This window comes from Steroidobacter sp. (genome assembly GCF_036406195.1).
Taxonomy (GTDB): domain Bacteria; phylum Pseudomonadota; class Gammaproteobacteria; order Steroidobacterales; family Steroidobacteraceae; genus Steroidobacter.
Window position 1 is genome coordinate 64,143 of the sequence record NZ_DASWVW010000018.1, and the last position, 20,755, is coordinate 84,897.

Consider the following 20,755-nt stretch of genomic DNA (forward strand, 5'->3'; position numbering starts at 1 on the left):
AGAGCGGATGAATGCGATTGCAATCGACGGCGCGAGCCACAGCGATGAGCAGGCGCTGCGTGACAAATTTCTGGCCGACCATCGGCTGTTTCTCGGGCCGGATCCCGAGATCATGCGCGATCACAGCGTCGGGCCGCGCAGCCCCGAGGAGGAGGCCATCCTGAGCAAGGGCCTGGACGTGCATCAGGTACAGCACATCCGCAGCCTGATCAATGCCGCCTTGTCGGAGGCGTTCGAGATGGTCAACCAGATGGGCGCCGCACCGGGCGCGAAGTGGGGTGACCTGGTCACCGCCATCTACACCGCCCGGGGCGATCTGGCGATGATCGCGCCTCACGGCATCATCGCTTTCGCGGCCTGCTGCTTCTATCCCATCAAGTTCATCCTCAAGTACTGGAGCGACGATCCGACGGTCGGCGTGCGCGATGGCGACGGCTTCATTCACAACGACGCGCGCTACGGAGGCATCCACAACACCGATCAGTCGATGATGATGCCGCTGTTCTACAAGGGCGAGCTGGTTTGCTGGCTCTCATCGACCATTCACGAGGGCGAGAACGGCGCGTGCGAGCCCGGTGGCATGCCCGCGGCGGCGGAGAGCAAGTACGACGAAGGCATCAAGATGCCGCCGTTCAAGATCGTCGAGAACTTCCAGATCAAGCGCGACCTGCTCACGTTCCTGCAGAACTCGGTGCGCGACCCGAAGCTGCAGCTGGAGGACATGAAGGTCAAGCTGCACGCCGTGCTGCGGCTCCGCGAGCGGATCCTCGCGTTGCTCGATCAATACGGTAAGGAGATCTTGATCGGCACGCTGCGACAGCATCTGGAGGATGTGGAGAGCGAGATGCGGCGGCGCATTCGAGAGTTGCCCGATGGCACTACGCGCGTGGCTGCGTTCATGGATTCGACGCTGCGAGAGAATGCGCTGCAGAAGATCCAGCTCGCCCTCACCGTGAAGGGCGACCGGATGATCATGGACTTTCGCGGTTCGGCGCCCCAGTTCATCAATCGGGCGGTGAATACCAACATCGCCTCTTTCAAAGCGGCGCTCGCGACCGGGTTGCTGCAGAACATCTGGCCGGACCTGCCGCACACCATGGCGGTGCTCTCGCCCATTGAAGTGCTGACCGACCGCAACTCCATCATCGATGCCGAAGGCGAGATGCCCCAGGCGATGAGCCTGATGCCGTTGTTCAAGGCTTGCGTGATCTGGACGATCCCGATGAACAAGCTGAACTACTCGTTGCCGACGCGTTACTCGGCCGTCATCGCCTCTCAGTACGACCAGGCGGCGACCTTCATCTACGGCGGCATCACGCAGCACGGAGACGTGACCGGAAACTTCTGCGGCGACATCAATGGCAACGGGCAGGGCGCGCGCAGCGACGCCGATGGCGAACATTCGATCTCTCCGGTGTTCGGGTTCATGTGCGATACCGGCGAGCACGAGATCAACGAGGAAGACACTCCCATCATTCGTCTCGGAGCGCAGCGGCTGGCGAAGGATCGCGTCGGCTTCGGCAAGTATCGCGGTGGGCTGGGTTACGAGCAGATCGCCACCGTGCGCGGCACCGATCTGTGGGGTTTCATGACCGGCTGCGAAGGCTCGATGTTCTCCTCCGCGCAGGGGCTGTTCGGCGGCTACTCCTGTCCGGCCTACCAGCTGTGCAAGATCAAGGGTGTGAACGTCTTCGACGTGCTGAACCAGGATCCGGGCCGGATCGAAGTGTTCGACATCGTCAAGCTCATGAACGAGCGGCCCATCCCGGGTGCCACATACAGCACCCACGACATGGGCATGACGTTCGAGATCTGCAACACCGGCGAGATCTACATGATCTGCCAGGGCGCAGGTGGCGGGTATGGCGATGTCTTGGAACGCGATCCGGCACTGGTGATGAAGGATCTCGCCGAGGATCTGATCTCGCACGAAACGGCTTGGGACATCTATCGCGTGGTGTATGACAGTCGCTCGCTGGTCGTCGACGAAGCGGCCACCCGGGCGGCTCGCGATGAGGAGCGCAAGGCGAGAATCGCTCGTGGCAAGCCGTTCGACGAGTTTTGCCGGGAGTGGGTCAGCGCCGAGCCGCCGGCTGCGATTCCATACTTTGGCTCTTGGGACGATCCCAAGGTGATCTATGCGAGCGATGGGAGCATGCGCGCCAGGATGGATGCCGATCATCTGCGTGGCGTGATGATGCCCAATCCAAAGGACGTGCGGATCCGGCAGCTCGAAACGGAGCTCGCCGATCTCAAGGAACGACTGTCCGAGCGCGAGCCGCCGCGCTCCACGCCGCCGGTGTCGTTGTGAGCGTGAGATCATCACCGTGACATCTTTCATCGAACGAGTGCGGGCGGGGCAGAGACGACTGCTCTGGATCGAAGCCACTGCCTATGCAGGCCGGCTAATGGCGCGCGGCGATGTGCCCTGGCGGGAGTCGGCGGACTACATCGCCTGGCAACGCAAGACACAGGCATTGTTGCGTTCCGATGTCGTCTCCCTGTCATTGACGCCTTTGACATGTGATTACGTGCGGTCTCGCCTCGACCTGCAAGGCTCGATGGCGGCCAGGCGCAGGACCGGGTACTCGTTGCGAGTGCTCTTGGCGGACGAGCAATTTCGCGCCGTCGCGGCCAACTTGGCCAACGAGCTGCGTGCCGCGTTTGCCGGCCAGCCGGTCGCACTGCTGTCGCCGACGCCCCGAGCGTGGGTTGCCCTCGCTCACGCGTTGGCGCACGGGGGTGAAGAGCCAAGCGTCGATGCCGATGATGCCGAAGACGCCTCGGCCTACCTTGCCGACTTCCTGAGATTGTTTGGTAATAGCGGACTCGACGTGCTGCTCCTGCACGAGCCATCGAGCACCGGGCCGAGCGCGCTGGACGATCCATCGTTCGTGCCGCTGGCCAATCTCTCATCCCATTTCCGGTGGGACCTGGGATTACGCAGCCCGCACGGCGTGACGGGCGAGCAGGCCTGCGGCCTGTCTTTCGCGATTACCCCGGTGGCGACTTCGCTTCCCGTGGAGCTCGGGTGCGAAGTGCCGGGAAGATTCTGGTTGGGAGAGCCCGTTGCGTCGTTTGGCGGTAGTTTTCTGTTCGCCGAGATTCCCGAGCAGGCAGTGCCCGAGACCGTGTTGGAGCGCCTGGGCGAGCTGCGCGAACGGTTGTAGTGGGAGGCTGCATGATCGAAGAAGGAACACTGCTGTGGCGGCCGCGCAAGAACTTCGCCGAGAGCAGTGCGCTGTCGCTCTACATGAGATGGTTGCGGACGGTCCGCGGCGTGAACGTCGAGGACTACGATGCTCTATGGCGCTGGTCGGTCACCGACCTGGAGGGATTCTGGGGCTCGATCTGGGACTATTTTCAAGTTGTCTCGGACGCTCGCCATGAGCGGGTGCTCGATCGGCGGGTCATGCCGGGCGCACGCTGGTTCGATGGCTCGCGGGTCAACTACGCCGAGCACCTGTTGCGCCATGAGTCCAAAGCGCGCCCCGACGAAGTCGTGTTTCATCACCAATCGGAAACCAGGCCGTTGGCGAGGATGACCTGGGCGGAGTTGGGCCGCCAGGTACGCATCGTGGCGACATGGCTGCGAGAGCATGGCGTGCAGCCGGGCGACCGCGTGGTTTCTTACATGCCGAACGTGCCCGAGACCGCGGTGGCGATGCTGGCGTCGGTAGCCATCGGCGCGGTGTGGTCCTCCGCGGCGCCCGAATTCGGCGTCAAGACGGTGGTGGACCGGTTCGCTCAGATCGAACCCAAAGTGCTGTTCGCTGCGGATGGATATCGCTTTGCCGGCAAGGACTTCTCGCGCGCAGCGGAAGTGCGAAGCATCGCCGGACAACTGCCTTCGCTGCAAACGATCGTGTGGCTCGACTATCTCCATCCCGGGCGCACGCCGCCCGATTCGCTGCGTGCCGTCAGGTGGGGCGACCTGCTGGAACATCCGGATGTGCCCGCCGCAGAGTTTACCTACGCGCGGGTCGACCACGATCATCCTCTGTGGGTCGTGTTCTCTTCCGGCACGACCGGTCTGCCGAAGGCCATCGTGCACAATCACGTCGGTATTCTGGTCGAGCACTTGAAGCTGATGCATTTGCATCTGAATCTGCGCCCGGGCTCGACCATGTTCTTCTACAGCACGACCGGCTGGATGATGTGGAACATCCTGTTGGCGGCGCTGCTGACGGGCGCGGCGGCGGTTCTGTACGACGGCAGTCCCTTGCATCCAGACGTGGAATTCCTGTGGCGCCTCGCGTCCGCGACCCGCGCCACCACCTTCGGAGCGAGCCCCACGTTCGTGCAGATCATGCAGAAGGCGGGGACCGAGCCCGGCGAGAAGTACGATCTGTCGGCGCTCGAATCGGTCATCGTAAGCGGTGCCCCGAGTACTCCGGAGACCTTCGATTGGTTCTATCGCTGCGTGAAGCGCGATCTCTGGGTGACCTCGCAGTCGGGCGGCACGGAGCTGTGCAGCGCATTCGTCGGAGCCGTGCCCACGCTACCCGTGTACGCTGGAGAGATTCAGGTACGCATGCTGGGCATGGACGTTCACGCGTGGCGCGATGCGAATCAGGAAGTCTTCGACGAAGTCGGAGAACTGGTCGTCACCAGCCCATTTCCTTCGATGCCCATCCGCTTCTGGAACGACGCGGACGGTCGGCGCTATCACGAGTCGTATTTCGATACGTTTCCTGGCGTGTGGCGGCATGGGGACTTCATCAAGATCAACGGCCGCGGTGGCTGCTACATCTATGGACGTTCGGATTCGACGCTCAATCGCCACGGCGTGCGCATCGGCACCGCGGAGATCTACCGCGTTCTGGAGCAGGTCGAGGAGGTTGCGGACAGCCTCGTGGTGTGTTGTGAGCTGCCGGGTGGCAAGTTCTTCATGCCCTTGTTCGTGCGCATGAAGCCTGGTTGCTCGCTCGACGCTGCGCTGAGTGCAAGGATCAACCAGAAGCTTCGCGAGGACTGCAGTCCGCGCCACGTGCCGGATGCGATGTACGCAGTCGAAGCCATTCCATACACGCTCACGGGGAAAAAACTAGAGGTACCGGTGCGCAGGATCTTGATGGGGGCGCCGCCGAGCAGCGTGGTCAATCGGGATGCGATGTCGAATCCGGAATCCATCGACTACTTCGTGCAGTTTGCGCGGGACTGCGTGGATTACCAATGGCGCAGCGACGGCCGCACCGATGCGAGTGTGACGGGTTCGCCGGAAAAGACAGCATGAGCCCGACGCTACGAGGCAAGACACTATTCATCACGGGCGCCAGTCGCGGGATCGGCAAAGCCATCGCCATCCGGGCCGCTCGGGATGGCGCCAATGTTGCCGTGGTGGCCAAGACGGCGGCGCCCGATCCCCGACTGCCCGGAACGATCTACTCCGCGGCGGAGGAGATCGAAGCGGCAGGGGGACGAGCGTTGCCACTCGTCGTGGACGTGCGCGAAGAGAGCCAGGTACAAGCGGCGGTCGAACGGTGTGTCGAGCATTTCGGCGGCATCGATATCCTCATCAACAATGCCAGCGCGATTGCGCTCACTCGCACGCCCGAGACGTCGATGAAGCGCTACGACCTGATGATGGATATCAATGTGCGCGGCACGTTCCTCTGTTCCAGGCTGTGCCACCCGCATCTTTCGCGCAGCTCCAACCCACATATCCTGACGTTGTCGCCCCCGTTGGATTTGCAACGCAAGTGGTTCGCGCCCCACGCTGCTTACACGACGTCGAAATTCGCCATGAGCCTGCTGGCCCATGGCATGGCGGCGGAGCTCGCGGTCGACGGCATCGCGGTAAATGCGCTGTGGCCACGGACGCTCATCGCGACCGCGGCGCTGAACGTCGCCAACGAGGGCGGTCGTGAGCGCGCGCGCAAGCCGCAGATCATGGCGGATGCGGCGCACTGGATCCTGACTCGCGACAGTCGAAACTGCAGTGGGAATTTCTTCATCGATGAATGCGTGCTGCGCGCTGCGGGCGTAACTGACTTCGCGGCATATCTGTTGACGCCGGGTGTGGAGCCTCTGATCGATCTATTCGTCGAAGAGGCCGCCGCGGGCCCAAACACTACCCGACAGGGTAGTGCACCCGCCGCGGTGGGCTCCTAGAGTTTCTTGGGGAGCGCCAGTTCCTGTGCCGAGGCAGTGAAACGAATGCATTGATACATCGTGACCAACCGATCTGGATTGTCTGGATTGTCCAGCGTTGGTCGCAGGGGGGATATATGAAGAGAAGATCGAGCACTGATAGATCGGTTGCATGCGCGGCCACTGCTGCCGTTTTCGTCATGACGGCGGCCAGCGACGGCGCCGTTGCCCAGGAGGCGACAGCAGCCCTCGAGACGATCGTGGTGACTGCGACGAAGCGCAGCGAGAATCTGCAGGACGTGCCGGTCGCCGTATCGGCCATCACGGCACAGGAGTTGCAGTCGCGAGGCATCGCCGAGACCAGCGATCTCATGGGCGCGCTGCCGAATCTGCAAGTCACCTCCGCGTATGGGCGCACTCAGCCGAACTTCTCTCTGCGCGGCATCTCGGTCGCCAACGAGTTCAGCGCCGCCACCGCATCCCCGGTGGGTGTCTACGTCGATGAGGTGTATCAGAGCTTCCGTGCAAGTCACGGACAGCAGTTGTACGACCTCGAGCAGGTCGAAGTGTTGCGAGGTCCGCAAGGAACATTGTTTGGACGCAATACCACGGGCGGCGCCGTCAATTTCTTCACTCGCAAGCCTCGTCTGGAGGGCACCGAAGGTTTCCTCACGGCAGGCTATGGCAACTTCGATGCCGTCAATGCGACCGGCGCCATCGAGTTCACGCCCGTGCCGGACAGGTTCGGGATTCGTCTCGCCGGTACGATCGCCGAAGCCGATGGCTATACCCACAACCCGTTCGACGGCAAGGACTACGCGGCCGTCGATTCCAAGGCGGCTCGTCTGATCGCGCGTTTCAAGCCGACCGACACGTTCGATGCCACGCTGAAAGTCTATTGGTCGGAGAACGATTCGCTGGCGGACCTGGCTTACGGCATTGGCTATCTGGACAACGGCATGTCGGCGGTCGGCTACTCGCGTAACGTGGTGCAGCCGGGGCTCGGGCGCAGGTTGCGGCGAGATGAAGTCGAGGCCGATACCGCCGGGAACAGCTACACCTCCTCCGAGGGAGTGTCGCTCAACCTCACTTGGGAGCTGAACGACTCGCTCACCTTGACATCGATCACCGGCTACGACTCCGGCAAGTACCGGCTCGCGCCGTTCGACTGCGATGGCTCGCCCGTGAACGTTTGCGCCATTCGCTATGGCTCGGACAGCGACAATTTCAATCAGGATCTTCGCCTGAGTTTCGACATGGATCGTTTCAAGCTGATCGCTGGCGTGTACTACGGCAAGGACACCATCGATACCCACAACGAACCGGACTTTTTCAACTTCCTGAGTCCGTTGCTGTCGGCCGCGGGGCTGCCGGGCAGCTACTTCAATCCTCCGATCGCCAGCACGGATGCGTTGAGGGTGGTACCGGCATTCGCCGTGGATCCCAGCTTGACGCCAGCCAGCCCGGGATTCTGCGCTCCGGTGACCTTGCCATCGGCGCCCGGTCGCGGGCCGGGATTCTTCGACGCCCGCTCGCTCCTGGCCTTCCAATATGACGTGGCGATGACGAATTCTCCCGCGCCGGGTCCGGCTCAGACGGCGTGCGCGGCGGCAGGTGCGCCACCGTTCTCGGGACTTACGGTGGATCAGGTGTTCAGGATCGAGCGGCCGTCGATGGCGATCTACGGCGAAGGCAAGTGGGAGGCGACCGACCGATTCGCGATCACCTTGGGGTTGCGATATACGCGCGATGACGTCGACTACTCGCGCAGTCGCGCGGTGATCAAGGATCTCGGTGGCAACGATCGCGTCAGTCTCGTGCCGTATAGCAATCCGCTCGATCCCGGGCAGGCCGCCGTCGCGCAGAGCGAGACGACCGAGGAGGTCACCGGCCGCCTCATCCTCGACTTCAAGCTTACCGACAGCGTGATGATCTATGGCGGCTACAGCCGCGGCTACCGCGCCGGCACCTATAACGCGCTTGCGTACCAGGCGGTGGAGCAGGTGTATTTCGTCGAGCCCGAGCAGGTCGATGCGTTCGAGCTCGGAATCAAATCCCGCTTCTGGGACGACCGGATACAGTTGAACGCGGCCGCCTTCTACTACGATTATCAGAACCAGCAGATCGCCGAGATCATCGGCGCCACCTCGTTCCTGCGCAACGCCAATGGCGAGGTGAAGGGCGCCGAAGCGGAGTTGACCATGCAAGCGACGCCCGACTTGCGCATCAGTGCCTCCGTCGGTTGGCTGGACACTCGCTACGACGACAATCAGAGATTCCATGAGGGGGGACTCGACATCGGCGGCAACGAGTTCCCGAATGCGCCCAACGTGAGCGGCACATTGGGAGCCGACTGGACGGTATGGAGCGATGGCGACCGTGCCATCTCGCTTCATGGCGACATGCAGTACATGGGCAGCTATTGGTTCGACCCATACAACGACTACGGCCAGCCCGCGTCGCAAGTGAATGGCCGCCTGGCGAGCGTGGAGCTGGCGCGGGGGAATCCGAGCTATCAGTTGTACAACGCACGGCTGACGTATGAGACGGATCGGTTCTCCGTGAGCGCCTGGGGCAAGAATCTCGCGAACGAGTTCTACTGGTCCTACGGCCTCAACCTGAACGCGTTCTATCTCGATTACTTCGCGCGGGGCGCCCCGCGGACCTACGGGTTGGAGGCGACCGTCAAGTTCTGATATGGCCTTCTTTGTCAATCGGAGCCACGAGGCTTTCTCGTGGCTTCACGAAGGATGGAGGGTTTGGGCAGGGGATGTATGGGCCCTTTGATACCGAAGCGAGAACGCGGCGCGCAGGTGAGGCTTGCGACGATGGATCATTCTGATATCCGCGGATTGGCTACCGCACTTCATCATTTCTTCGCGGGGCTGCCTCGCTCTAGTAGCGGAGATCACTCGCAGAACTGGATAGGTTTCGTACGAGGCTCACATAAAACTTTCGAGGATTCCCCTCATCGGTCCCGCGCGTCGCGTTTTCGGTTCGGCGTCAGGCTGTGGATAGGCAGTGCCGGTGGTCGATCTCCTGTGGTCAACAGCTGGGCAAGGGAGCGATCACGGGCTGATCTTGATGTGTCGTGCGACATCCCAAGTGAAGCCCGCCAGCTCGCGAGCGATAGCGACGCAGATCTTGTTTTGATTGAGCTTGCGTCCCATGCCGAGGCTTCGCCAGCGTTTGGAGAGTCGCAACTGTGCCTTCCAGGCGATGTCACGAACGATCTTAGACTGACCCTGCTGTCGCACCTCGAGCGTGCGTGTGATCTGCGCTTTGAAGCGGTTGTTCCAGGCAGCCTCGATCAGAACACGGCGCGCATGTTTGTTGCCGCAGCGAGTGATGGCGCCCTGACGGCGCGTTGTGCCACTGGAGTACTCCGAAGGCACCAGCCCCAGGTGCGACATGAGGGCGCGCGGATGCGCAAAGCGGCTCAGATCGCCGAGTTCGGCAACGAATGTCACGGCGGTAACGAAGTCGAAGCCCTTAAGACACATCAGCGCTTTGATCACCGGCTGCATACGCCAGTGCTCACACTGCTCGCGCAGCGCTTGCGTGATTCGCTCGACGCGTTCGTCCGCCTCTTTGGAAGCCAGGCGATATTCACCAAAGGCGATCTCCTGCGCCGGATGATCGAAGCGAATGGTGGACAGATGCCGCTCGTGAGCCTGGCTGCCGCAACGAGCCCGCACGTAGTCGCGGCCGTGACGCAACAGCATGGCCTTCATCTGCTGACGCACGCGCAAGCGAGCGGCCACCGCATCCTCTCGGGCACGCGACAAATCCCGAAACGCCTCATCGCGCTCATCAGGAACGACGATGGGAACGAGATCGCCGGCACGCGAGTGCCGGGCAAGCATCAACGCGTCACGTCGATCCGTCTTCACGCGCTGTTCGGCAGGACTGCGCGTAATGTGAGAGGGTGCAATGACTTCACACTGCCAGTGTTGTTTGCGCAGATATCGCACCCAGCCGTATCCGCACGGCCCGGCCTCGTAGACCAGCAGCGTATTCTCCGGTCTACAGCGCTGGCGTCGCAGTGCCTTACACAGCTCCGAGGGCGAGGGATGGATTGTTCCTACAAAGTGCGGCGCCGTCCGGCCGGCCGCTGCAATCGCAATCGCGATGGAGTCCTTGTGAATATCCAGTCCGACGTAGGAAGTGATAGCCTCTTTCATGGTCTGTCTCCCGCGCTTGGCAGTTTGAACCCTCATGGGTCTCTGCATGTGGCTCGGCGTCCGCAACGACGCAACCCACGATATGGGAGACAGACCCCTCGCTCCAAATCTAACTGTCGCCTGATCCCATTTCCGGGGCTCAGGCCATAATGTCTAGGTCGCGGCGAAGGCAGCAGCCGCCGAACCGGCCAGCGTTCGGCGGCTGGCATCCGGCGGCCGTTCGAACAGCCGCGTCGAGGCTCGTCTGCAGCGCCGCGATGTAGCCATGAACTGACAGGCAGCGCGCCTCCTGCGGGGTGCGACAACTTGTCGCACCCCCGGCAATTCCAGCGCCAGTAAAGTGCCATGGTGGACTACCGCGCCTCGTCATCCTTCATCAGACTGCTTGCGAACCTTCGCTGGCTGGCCGTCGTCGGGCAGGCACTGACCGTTGTCATCGTCACCGGGCCATTGCGACTGAACCTGCCGGAACCCCCGTTGTGGGCCGGCATCGGTGCGCTGGCGGCTTTCAATCTCTATGCCACGTGGCGAGCACACCAGAGAGAAGAGGTGAGCGATGCGGTCGTGTTTGCGCACATGCTGGTGGATATCGTCTCGCTGACCTGGATGATCGCCTGGAGCGGCGGCGTCGAAAATCCCTTCTCGTCACTGTTTCTGCTACCGATCGCGCTGGCGATTCTGGCGCTGCCGGCGCCCTGGGTTTGGGCGGCCGCGCTGGCAAGCATTCTCGGCTACGGCATCTCCGCGCTGCTGGCCAGGGAGTTGCCCCATGTACACGGGGTCTTCGGCGACGCCTTCAGCGTTCACAAGGTCGGCATGTTCGTGAACTTTGCGATCTCAGCTGCCGTGGTCTTGATCTTCTTCACGCGCATGGCCACCGCCCGACGCAAGAGCGAGCTCGAGGTAGCTCGCCTGCGCGAGCAGTTCACTCGCAACGAAGGAATCATTGCGCTTGCGACTCACGCGGCGTCCGTTGCACATGAGCTGAATACGCCGCTGGGAACGTTGATGCTGATGGTTGAAGATCTCGCCAGTGAAGCCCACACGGAGGCCGAGCGTGAAGACTATGCGACGATGAAGTCGCTGCTGCTGGTGTGCCGGGATCGCGTGAGGGAATTGGCCACGCCGGCCGAGGCGGGCCACTCTGGCGCAGTGTCGACGAGCGTCGATATCGAGCGAGTCATCGAGCAGTGGCAACTGCTTTGGCCAGTGATCAAGCTGCGCCGGACCGGTTCGACCGCGGGTCTGGAGAAGATCGATCCGGCGGTCGGGCACCTGCTGCTGGCATTGCTCAACAACGCCGCCGAGGCGAGCGAGCAGGCCGGGTCGAGTCGCGTCGATCTGCGCATCGACGTGGACCAGGGCGGTATGAGAGTGGCGATAAGAGACTACGGGCCGGGCTTCGAACATGCGCAGCCGGTGTTGCCGGCGACCCTGTTTCGGACCGACAAACCGGGGGGCATGGGGATCGGGCTGGCGCTGTCCCATGCAACGGTGGAACGTCTGGGAGGCACCTTGTCGATGGAGGCGGCCAGCGATGGCCCGGGGGTGGTAGTCTCGTTCCGGTTGCCGATGTCGGTGTCCCCATGACGATCGAGGTCTCCACACCAGAGAAAATCGGATTGCTCATCGATGATGATGAGTTGTATCTGCGCACCTTGCAGCGCTCCCTGCAAAAGCGCGGTCTGACCACGGTGCTCGCGCACACTGCCGAGGAAGCGGTGCGGATTGCGCAGGAATGCCGGCCGGCATTCGCATTGATCGATCTGCGCTTGGGTAACGACTCCGGCCTCGCGCTCATCGAGCCACTCAAGGCGGTGCGCGAGGACATGAGGATCTTATTGGTGACGGGCTATGCAAGCGTTGCCACGGCGGTGGAAGCCATCAAGCGCGGAGCGGATAACTATCTGACCAAGCCGGTCACGGCGGATGCCATCGTCCGAGCGCTGAACGACGAGTGCGACAGCGAGGCGATCCCGGAGAGCACGATGATCCCGCTGGCGCGGCTGGAATGGGAGCACATTCAACAAGCGCTGAGCGAGACGCAGGGGAACATCTCAGCCGCTGCGCGACTGTTGGGCATGCACCGTCGCTCGCTGCAACGAAAACTGGCCAAGCGCCCCGGCCCCGAGCGCAGGCCTTCCGACGAAGGCGGCGAGTAGTCCTGCGAGGTCAGCTGCGACATTCAGTCGCACTCGGCCAGCTGCTGAACGAGCGACAATAATCGCGCTCGTTGCTCACAGGAGAACAGGAATGCCCCATGGTATCGCGCCAGTCGTCGTGTTGGTGCTGCTCGCCGGGCCCATCGCAGCAAGCGAATCGTGGGCCGCGGAGGACTCCCAAGGCGCGGCGAAGGACGATGGTCCGCTTGCCACCGTGGTCGTCACCGGGGTCGTTCCGCAATCGCCGCTGACATTTGTCACCGATCCGAAGCTGCCCCGTCAGCCCGTGCCCGCCAGCGATGGCGCGGACTATCTCAAGACCATTCCCGGCTTTGGTGCGATTCGCAATGGCGGCACGAATGGCGATCCAGTCCTGCGCGGCATGTTCGGCTCGCGACTGAACATTCTCACCAACGATGGCTCGATGCCGGGTGCGTGTCCGGCGCGCATGGACAATCCGCTCTCGTATGTTTCGCCGGAAACATATGACCGCCTGGTGGTGACCAAGGGGCCGCAGACAGTGCTGTGGGGTCCCGGTGCATCGGCAGGCACGATTCGATTCGAGCGCGATGCCAACGCGGCTCGTTTCGACGAGCCAGGACTGCGCCTGAACGCCAATGCACTCGCTGGTTCCTTCGGTCGCAACGATCAGGTGCTCGATCTCATCGGCGGTGCGAGTGCGGGCTATGCACGCTTGAGCGCGAATCGATCGGAAGCGGACGACTATCAAGACGGTGCAGGCCGCACCGTGCCGTCGAGTTGGGATAAATGGAACGCGGATGCGGCGCTTGGGTGGACGCCGTCGGACGGCACATTGCTCGAATTCTCGGCGGGTGCCGGTGACGGCGAAGCCCGCTACGCGGGCCGGGGCATGGACGGCTCCCAGTTCGAGCGCACCAGCTACGCGTTGCGATTCGAGAAGACCGGCCTGACCGGAACGCTCAAGGAAGTGACGGCGAATGTTTTCTATAACTACGCCGATCACGTGATGGACAACTACACGCTGCGCGAACCCAATCCGATGAGCGCGATGCCCATGCCCATGGCGTCCAACGTCGATCGTCGCACGACTGGCGGCCGCGTGGCGGCCAGGTGGCAGGTCGCAAACCTCGAACTGACGGCCGGTGCGGATACGCAGGACAGCCGTCATCGCAAGCGCACGGGCAGGGGAAGGAACACGTATCAGCTGCAGCCGTGGTCGACCGATGCCGACCTATCCAATGCCGGCGTGTTCGCCGAGCTCTCATGGCGCGCCCACGAGGACGGCCGCACTGTGTTTGGCGGCCGAGTCGATCGGGCCGAAGTGACCGACAAGCGGCAGACCGTGGGAATGATGCAGATGCCGAACCCGACAGGTGGCGAAACGCGCAGCGAGACGCTCGCGAGCGGCTTCGTTCGCTATGAACATGATGCGCGCGCCGCGCCGATCACGTGGTTCGCGGGCGTTGGGCATGCCGAGCGCATGCCGGACTATTGGGAGTTGTTCTCGCCGAACATGGGGCCGATGGGCTCCGTGAATGCATTTTCCGCGCTGCAGCCGGAGCGGACGACTCAGCTCGATGCTGGCCTGGAGTTTCGAACGACGCGAATGCAGGCATGGGCGTCCATCTATGCAGGACGCGTCGACGACTTCATCCTGTTCACCTATACCAGCGGCGGCATGATGGGCTCGATATCCAGCGTCGATCAGGTCGATGCGCAAATCCGTGGTGGTGAGACGGGCGTGGAGATCCGTCTGTTGCCGCGATGGAAGGCGGGTGCGACCGTCGCATATTCCTGGGCGGAGAATCGCGACACCGGCACGGCGCTTCCGCAGATTCCGCCGCTCGATGCGCGTTTCACCCTGGCATACGACAACTCGCGCTGGTCGGCAGGCATCCTGCTGCGTGCCGTCGATGGACAGAGTCGCGTCGCGCCTGGGCAGGGCAATGTCGTGGGGCAGGATCTGGGCAAAACCGGCGGCTTCGCGGTGTTGTCCATGAATGGCAGCTACCGCATTTCGTCACAAGTCAGTCTGGCCGCCGGTATCGACAACCTGCTCGATCGATCTTACGCGGAACATCTGAATCTGGCGGGCAGCGCCGACTTTGGCTATCCCGCCGATCCGGTGCGTATCCATGAACCAGGGCGTACGGCCTGGCTGAAATTGGTCTGGAACGCGAAGGGGCTGTGAGACGGGCATGCGGCTGCTCGCCGCAGCAGGCTGCGACTTTGCTTGGTGCTAGCGCAGGCGGCGCACGACGTATACAGCTCCGCGAAGGTCGCCGACGCTGAATCCCGTCGCCTCATCGCTCGGATATTTCGCGGCGATCGCCTGCTCGAGAGCCGGCGAGAGTTGTTGACCATGACAGGTGACGCACAAAGGCTCGGTCACGATCGCCTTCATGTAGCGATGCTCGGTGTATCCGTCCATCGCGACCACGGTGCTGTATTCCATCGCGGTCGCCGGTTCGCCGGCGTCGTGTCTGCGCTGGAAATCGTTGAGCACTTCGCGCTGCCAATCGCTTGGGGCGTTGGCAGGGTTGCGCACGCGTAGCGACGTGCGGCCGATGGTGACGTTGCTCTCGGCGCTGATCTCGGCGGCGATCTGCGGAGCGCGGGTCTTGCAGACATTGATCGCGTTTTCCGGCGAAACCTGCAGCGCCTGCGTCAGCTCGGCCTTCAGCTCCGTCGCGAGCTGCTTCGCGAGCGCGCGATCGACAGTGTCGTCGGCGTCCGGCGCTCGCGTTGGCTCAGCGCCGGAAGAGACTACCGAGGTTGCCAGTAACATCGAGGTCAGTAGCCAGCCTTTCATGGAGTTTCTCCTTGGTGCTGCGTTGCTCATTCGACGGCGAGTAGCCGCTTCATATAGCTGAAGTAGAGGATCGGAATGACGACGAGCGTCAGCAGCGTCGACACCAGAATCCCGAAGATAAGCGACACGGCGAGGCCGTTGAAGATCGGATCGTCGAGAATGAAAAATGCGCCGATCATCGCCGCGAGCGCGGTGAGCGCGATGGGCTTCGCTCGCACGGCGCCCGCGCGAATCACGGCATCGGCCAGCTCACGACCGGCGGCGAGCTCCTGATTGACGAAGTCGACCAGCAGAATGGAGTTTCGCACGATGATGCCGGCGAGCGCGATCATTCCGATCATCGAGGTCGCGGTGAACTGCGCACCGAGCAGCGCGTGTCCCGGCATGACGCCGATGATCGTCAGCGGAATCGGCGCCATGATGACCAGCGGCACGGCATAGGAGCGGAACTGCGCGACCACCAGCAGATAGATGAGGATCAGGCCCACCGAGTATGCGAGCCCCATGTCGCGAAACGTTTCGTAAGTGATCTGCCACTCGCCATCCCACTTCACGGCGGGTGCGAACGGATCCTCGGGCTGGCGCACGAAGAACTGCTCGATCTGCTGGCCGGCGCGGCCGTCGCCGATCTGCGCGACGAGATCGAACATGCCGTACAGCGGACTGTCCAGATCGCCGGCCATGTCGCCCGTGACATAGACGACGGGCAACAGGTCCTTGTGATGGATGGCGCCATCCCAGGTGGTCTCGCGCACGGTCGCCACTTCGGATAGCGGGATGAGCGAACCACTAGCGGCCGGCGCTTCGAGCATCAGCACTTGCTCCAGGTCCGCTTTTTCGGCGACCGGCAGCTCGATGCGCACGGCGATCGGATAACGCTCGTGACCTGCGCGGATGAACGTCGCGTCATAGCCGCCCAGCGCCGCTTCCAGCGTCTGCGCAATCGCCTGTTGATCGACGCCGAGCAGGGCCGCGCGCGAGCGATCGATCTCGACCACGTAGCGACGCGCGTCGGTTTCGACGGTGTCGTCGGTGTCGACGATGTCGGCGGTGCCGTCGAACAAACCGCGGATGCGCTCGGCCAGCTGGCGCTGGTCGCTGTAGCGTGGGCCATAGATCTCCGCGACGATCGGCGCCTGGACCGGCGGACCGGGCGGCACCTCGACCACTTGTACGCTTGCCCCGTGACGCTTGCCGATCGCGGCGAGCTTGTTGCGCATGTCGCGCGCGATCTCGTGGCTCGCGCGATCGCGCTCATGTTTGTCCGTGAGGATCACCTGGATGTCGCCGAACTGCGGTCCACTGCGCAGATCGTACTGCCGTACCAGGCCGTTGAAGTTGATAGGGGAGGCCGTGCCGGCGTATGCCTGGTAGTGCATGACCTCCGGCACGGTCGCGATCTCGGCGGCAAGCTCGTCGAGCGTGAGTGCCGTGCGCTCGAGCGCCGTGCCTTCGGGCATGTTGAGAACGATCTGAACCTCCGACTTGTTGTCGAAGGGCAGCATCTTCATCACGACCCACTTCAGGCCGGCCAAGGAGATTGCGATCAGGATCGCAAGTCCCGTGCCGAGGTACAGACGATGTCGGTGCTTGCGAGCGTCCTCGCCGAGCAGAAAGGGCCCAAGCATGCGCTGAAAGAATTGTTGCAGACGCTGGTCGCCAGGGTGCGCGACAGGTGCGCCGGTCGAGTGTCCGCTCGCCAGCAGACGTCTCGATAGCCACGGCGTGAAGATGAGTGCCACCGCCAGCGAGATCACCATGCCCATGCTCGCGTTGATCGGAATCGGGCTCATGTACGGACCCATGAGGCCGCTGACGAACGCCATCGGCAACAGTGCGGCGATGACCGTGAACGTCGCGAGAATGGTCGGGCCGCCGACTTCATCGACGGCGCGGGCGATCAGGTCCTGCACGGCGCCGCGATCGGTCGGCGGCGGCGCGAGCTGCAGGTGTCGATGGATGTTCTCGACCACCACGATCGCATCGTCGACCAGGATGCCGATCGAGAAGATGAGCGCGAACAGCGAGACGCGATTGATCGTGAAGCCCCAGGCCCAGGAGGCGAACAGCGTCGCCGCCAGTGTGATGATGACGGCGCTGCCCACGACGATCGCCTCGCGCCGGCCGACGGCAACCATCACGAGCGCGATCACCGAGATCGTGGCGAACAGGAGTTTCTGGATCAGCTTGACCGCCTTGTCGTTGGCGGTTTCGCCGTAGTTGCGCGTGACCGTTACCTCGACGCCGGCTGGCAGATAGATGTCGCGCAGCGCCTCGACGCGCTCCAGTACTCGATCCGCGATATCGATCGCATTCGTGCCTGGCTGTTTGGTGACCGCGATCGTGACGGCTGGTGCTTTGCCTTTGAGGTCGATGCCGGCTGCCGCCGCGGCCGGGCCCGCCCCGAACCACACCATCTGTTCGGGCTGATCGGGGCCGCGAGTGACTTCAGCGACATCCTGCAGATAGACCGGATGCCCGCCGTGGAGGCCGACCACGAGGTTGGCGACATCATCACGCTGGGCGAGAAACTCACCGACTTGCACCGCAGTTGCGGCATTGGCCGCGACTATATCGCCCGCATGCGTGACGACGTTGGCGGCTGCCAGCGCCTGGGCGAGGGCGTGAACACTCAGGCCATAGCCAGCGAGTCGCTGAGCATCGAGCTGCACGTGAACGACGTCATCCGGCCCGCCGACGGTGTAGACATCGCGCGTGCCTTTGATCCGCTGCAGCTCGGTTTCGATCGCATGGGCGACCTGGCGCAGCTCGGCGCTGCCACGACTCGGATCTGGCGTCCACAACGTGAGCGTGACGATCGGCACGTCATCGATGCCCTTGGGCTTGATCAGCGGCTCGAGCACACCGAGATTCCTCGGCCGCCAGTCGCGATTGGAGTAGACAGCGTTATAGAGCCGCACGATCGCTTCGGTGCGCGGCTCACCGACTTCGAACTGCACCGTCAGCAACGCGACGCCCGGGCGGGACACCGAGTAGACGTGTTTCACTCCCGCGATTTCGCCCAGCACCTGCTCCATCGGCGAGCTCACCAGGTTCTCCACCTGAACGGCGCTGGCACCGGGGAACGGCACGATGACGTTCGCCATCGTGACGTCGATCTGCGGTTCTTCCTCTCGCGGCGTGACGAGCACCGCGAGCACGCCCATCAGCATCGCGGTAAGCGCGAGCAGCGGCGTCAATTGATTGTCTAGAAACGCGCGCGCGATTCGCCCACTGATGCCCATGTGCGCGGTGGGTTCAATCATGGATCTCGTCCCGACGCTGTTCGCGCACTCGCAGAGTCGCTGCGATGGGGTCGAGCGCGATGCGATCGCCCTCGATCAGACCGGCGAGCACTGTTACGCGATCGTCGATGCGATGTCCGAGACGTATCTGTCGGAGGCTCACGCGACCCTTGTCATCCACCGTATAAACGCCCGTGACCTCGCCGCGCTCGACGAGTGCGCTCGCCGGAATGAGCACGCGCGGCGCCTCGCCGACCACGAAGCCGACTTTGGCGAGCATGCCGGGATACAGATCGGCTGCGTTTTCCGGCAGGTCGATGCGGGCGCGAAACGTGTTGGATTGCGGCGACGCCTGCGGAAAGATCGTGACGTCCTTCGCCTGAATGCGCTTGCCGTCCACATAGACGACCGCTTTGCCGATCCGGCGGACTTGCTTCACCACGTTCTGTGGCAGATCGACGGCGACACGCAAGTACTGCAGCGACAGCCCGCTCACCAGTGGCGTTCCGGGGCGCACCGACTCGCCGACCTCGACGTGGCGCTGGGTCACGACGCCGGCATAGGGAGCCCGGATCTCGGTGTAACTGACGCCTTCGCGAGCTGCTTGCAGTGACGCCTTGGCGGCGGCAAGCCGCGCGACTGCGGAATCCCTTTCTGCTGTAACAGCATCCAACTGCGATTTGGACGCCGCCTGGTCGCGATACAAGCCGAGCGTGCGCGCATAGCGCGTCTGCGCTTCGGCTTCGCGTGCCGTCGCTTCTTTCAGCGCTGCTTGCGCCTGTTCCAAGGAGGCGCGCTGCTCCGTCGCCCGCAATCGCACGATGACCGCGTCGGCGGGGACGAAATCGTTGACGTCGTACAGCACTTCGGCCACGCGGCCCGATGTTTGCGCCGAGACCGTGCCTTGGCTCACGGCCTCGACCCTCCCGTCGAGCACGCGCTCGACGGGCGCCTGCTCGGCGGCCACGGTCATCACATCAATCTCAGGCTGCGCGGCCTGCCCGGTCAGGGCGACGAGCCACAGGGCGACTACGGCGATCCGGGGCATCATGGAGCCTCAGAACGCCGCGCCGGGCTTGATACCCAGCCGCTTGAGAATGCGCGCCAGTGGGCAGAACCCCGTGAACGACGCCTGGAGCAGGTTCAGGCCGACGAAGGCGCTGAGCCAATACCAGTTCTGATTCACGTACCAGCCAAGCGCCAGTCCGAGCAGCACGACGATGCCCGCGAACCTCATGACCATGCGATCGATTGTCATCTCCGTAGCCTCCGAAATCTGAATACCGACCACCCATCCCAATGCTTCTCGCCGCCGCTCGTGTTCCCCATGCGGACGTCCTGCGTGCGCCAGCGAATAGCCGCAAGTCAGCTGCGGGCCCTCACGGTGCTTGCCATGCCAGCGGGCAGCTTTAGCTGTAACTGTATTAGCGATAGCTAATTTAGTCAAGGCCGGCTATACTCGCGGCCATCCACGATGGCGCTGGAGCGAGCGATGGCAGTGGCGAAGAGAAATCGGGCGACCTTGACGAGCAAGAAGGCACGGGAAGACATGTTGCGGCATGCAAGTGAGGCGGCGGCGCTGTTGCGCGCGCTCGCGAACGAGCAACGTCTTTCGATTCTGTGCTGCCTGCTCGGGCAGCGGCTGTCCGTGGGCGAGATCAACGAGCAGATCGATTTGAGTCAATCGGCGCTCTCACAGCACCTGGCGGTGCTGCGCGAGAACAATCTGGTCACGACGGAGAAGCAGGCGCAGACCGTTTACTACTCCGTGCCGCCCGGTCCGGTGCATGAAATCCTGGCGGTGCTTCAGAGCATCTACTGCCCGACGTAATCGCAGACGACGCGCCACCAGCGGGCTTCGCGGGCGCGGTTCACCCGCTGCAACGACTCCTTGTTGCGCGAGGCGTGCGTCAGCGGAACGCGCCGATCACACCAGTGTCAATCGAAGCGCGTACGCGAGGAGACCGAGACCGCGACGTTCGCCAGCCAGATCGCGAGTCGTGCTCTCCGAATTGCTCCCCAAAATCGCGCCATAAGGGCAATGGTGCTTAGTTAACCGTCTTTGTCGCAGCGGTTCGCGGATGGCGGATAGCGGTTAGCCAGAAATGAGCTAAATCCTGGCCTCCGTTCTGCCCCAACCGCTAACCGCCAACCACTGCAGGGCGCTAACTATTAACCCGGCGTGAAACTACATGAATCTAAAACATCGGTGTGACATACTCCGCCGGTGAGCCAAGAAGATCGCCGCAAGGCCAGCACAGACGCCAGAATCGAGTT

At 63.0% G+C, this 20,755-nt stretch carries 14 protein-coding genes; 9 read left to right on the forward strand and 5 right to left on the reverse strand.

The features are described 5' to 3' along the window. Positions 1-7: 7 nt before the first annotated feature. From VGE08_RS08020 to VGE08_RS08040, 5 genes are all read left to right on the forward strand, one after another. Entirely contained in the window at positions 8-2,311 is a 2,304-nt protein-coding gene (locus VGE08_RS08020; RefSeq protein WP_331067336.1) for a hydantoinase B/oxoprolinase family protein, read from the forward strand. A 16-nt stretch (positions 2,312-2,327) separates the two neighbouring features. Then, positions 2,328-3,170, forward strand: coding sequence for a hypothetical protein (locus tag VGE08_RS08025; protein WP_331067337.1), 843 nt, complete (start codon positions 2,328-2,330; stop codon positions 3,168-3,170). Between the two features lie 11 nt (positions 3,171-3,181). Beyond that, complete coding sequence (locus VGE08_RS08030; RefSeq protein WP_331067338.1) at positions 3,182-5,236, forward strand: acetoacetate--CoA ligase; 2,055 nt, start codon at positions 3,182-3,184, stop codon at positions 5,234-5,236. Next, a complete protein-coding gene (locus VGE08_RS08035) occupies positions 5,233-6,114 on the forward strand; it encodes an NAD(P)-dependent oxidoreductase (protein ID WP_331067339.1) in 882 nt (293 codons plus the stop codon). Before VGE08_RS08030 ends, VGE08_RS08035 begins: the two co-directional genes overlap by 4 nt. 179 nt (positions 6,115-6,293) lie before the next feature. Next, complete coding sequence (locus tag VGE08_RS08040; protein WP_331067340.1) at positions 6,294-8,789, forward strand: TonB-dependent receptor; 2,496 nt, start codon at positions 6,294-6,296, stop codon at positions 8,787-8,789. A gap of 372 nt (positions 8,790-9,161) precedes the next feature. On the opposite strand, the gene VGE08_RS08045 is transcribed toward VGE08_RS08040, so the two are convergent. Then, positions 9,162-10,277: an IS110 family transposase gene (locus tag VGE08_RS08045; protein WP_331067341.1), complete on the reverse strand. Its 1,116-nt coding sequence runs from the start codon at positions 10,275-10,277 to the stop codon at positions 9,162-9,164. Between the two features lie 345 nt (positions 10,278-10,622). Here VGE08_RS08045 and VGE08_RS08050 point away from each other — a divergent pair, with 345 nt between their 5' ends. The 3 genes from VGE08_RS08050 (at position 10,623) to VGE08_RS08060 (ending at position 14,612) form a co-directional block, all read left to right on the forward strand. Beyond that, positions 10,623-11,867 carry an ATP-binding protein gene (locus tag VGE08_RS08050; RefSeq protein WP_331067342.1) on the forward strand — a complete coding sequence of 415 codons (1,245 nt, stop codon included), beginning with the start codon at positions 10,623-10,625 and terminating at the stop codon, positions 11,865-11,867. Further along, positions 11,864-12,439, forward strand: coding sequence for a response regulator transcription factor (locus VGE08_RS08055; RefSeq protein WP_331067343.1), 576 nt, complete (start codon positions 11,864-11,866; stop codon positions 12,437-12,439). The genes VGE08_RS08050 and VGE08_RS08055 overlap by 4 nt, the downstream gene beginning before the upstream one ends. 91 nt (positions 12,440-12,530) lie before the next feature. Continuing rightward, positions 12,531-14,612, forward strand: a complete 2,082-nt coding sequence (locus tag VGE08_RS08060; RefSeq protein ID WP_331067344.1) for a TonB-dependent copper receptor — start codon at positions 12,531-12,533, stop codon at positions 14,610-14,612. Between the two features lie 48 nt (positions 14,613-14,660). On the opposite strand, the gene VGE08_RS08065 is transcribed toward VGE08_RS08060, so the two are convergent. From VGE08_RS08065 to VGE08_RS08080, 4 genes are read right to left on the reverse strand one after another with little or no spacing between them, the layout of a single operon-like run. Continuing rightward, positions 14,661-15,233, reverse strand: coding sequence for a DUF3365 domain-containing protein (locus tag VGE08_RS08065; RefSeq protein ID WP_331067345.1), 573 nt, complete (start codon positions 15,231-15,233; stop codon positions 14,661-14,663). 26 nt (positions 15,234-15,259) lie between these two features. Further along, positions 15,260-18,499, reverse strand: coding sequence for an efflux RND transporter permease subunit (locus tag VGE08_RS08070; RefSeq protein WP_331067346.1), 3,240 nt, complete (start codon positions 18,497-18,499; stop codon positions 15,260-15,262). Further along, the gene (locus VGE08_RS08075; RefSeq protein WP_331067347.1) at positions 18,492-19,526 is read right to left on the reverse strand and encodes an efflux RND transporter periplasmic adaptor subunit; all 1,035 of its coding nucleotides are present in this window, start codon (positions 19,524-19,526) and stop codon (positions 18,492-18,494) included. Before VGE08_RS08075 ends, VGE08_RS08070 begins: the two co-directional genes overlap by 8 nt. Positions 19,527-19,535: 9 nt before the next feature. Next, positions 19,536-19,736 (reverse strand): DUF2892 domain-containing protein, encoded by a 201-nt coding sequence (locus VGE08_RS08080; RefSeq protein ID WP_331067348.1) that lies wholly within the window; start codon positions 19,734-19,736, stop codon positions 19,536-19,538. A 291-nt stretch (positions 19,737-20,027) separates the two neighbouring features. Here VGE08_RS08080 and VGE08_RS08085 point away from each other — a divergent pair, with 291 nt between their 5' ends. Continuing rightward, positions 20,028-20,309, forward strand: coding sequence for a metalloregulator ArsR/SmtB family transcription factor (locus tag VGE08_RS08085; RefSeq protein WP_349258657.1), 282 nt, complete (start codon positions 20,028-20,030; stop codon positions 20,307-20,309). The last annotated feature ends 446 nt before the right edge of the window (positions 20,310-20,755 follow it).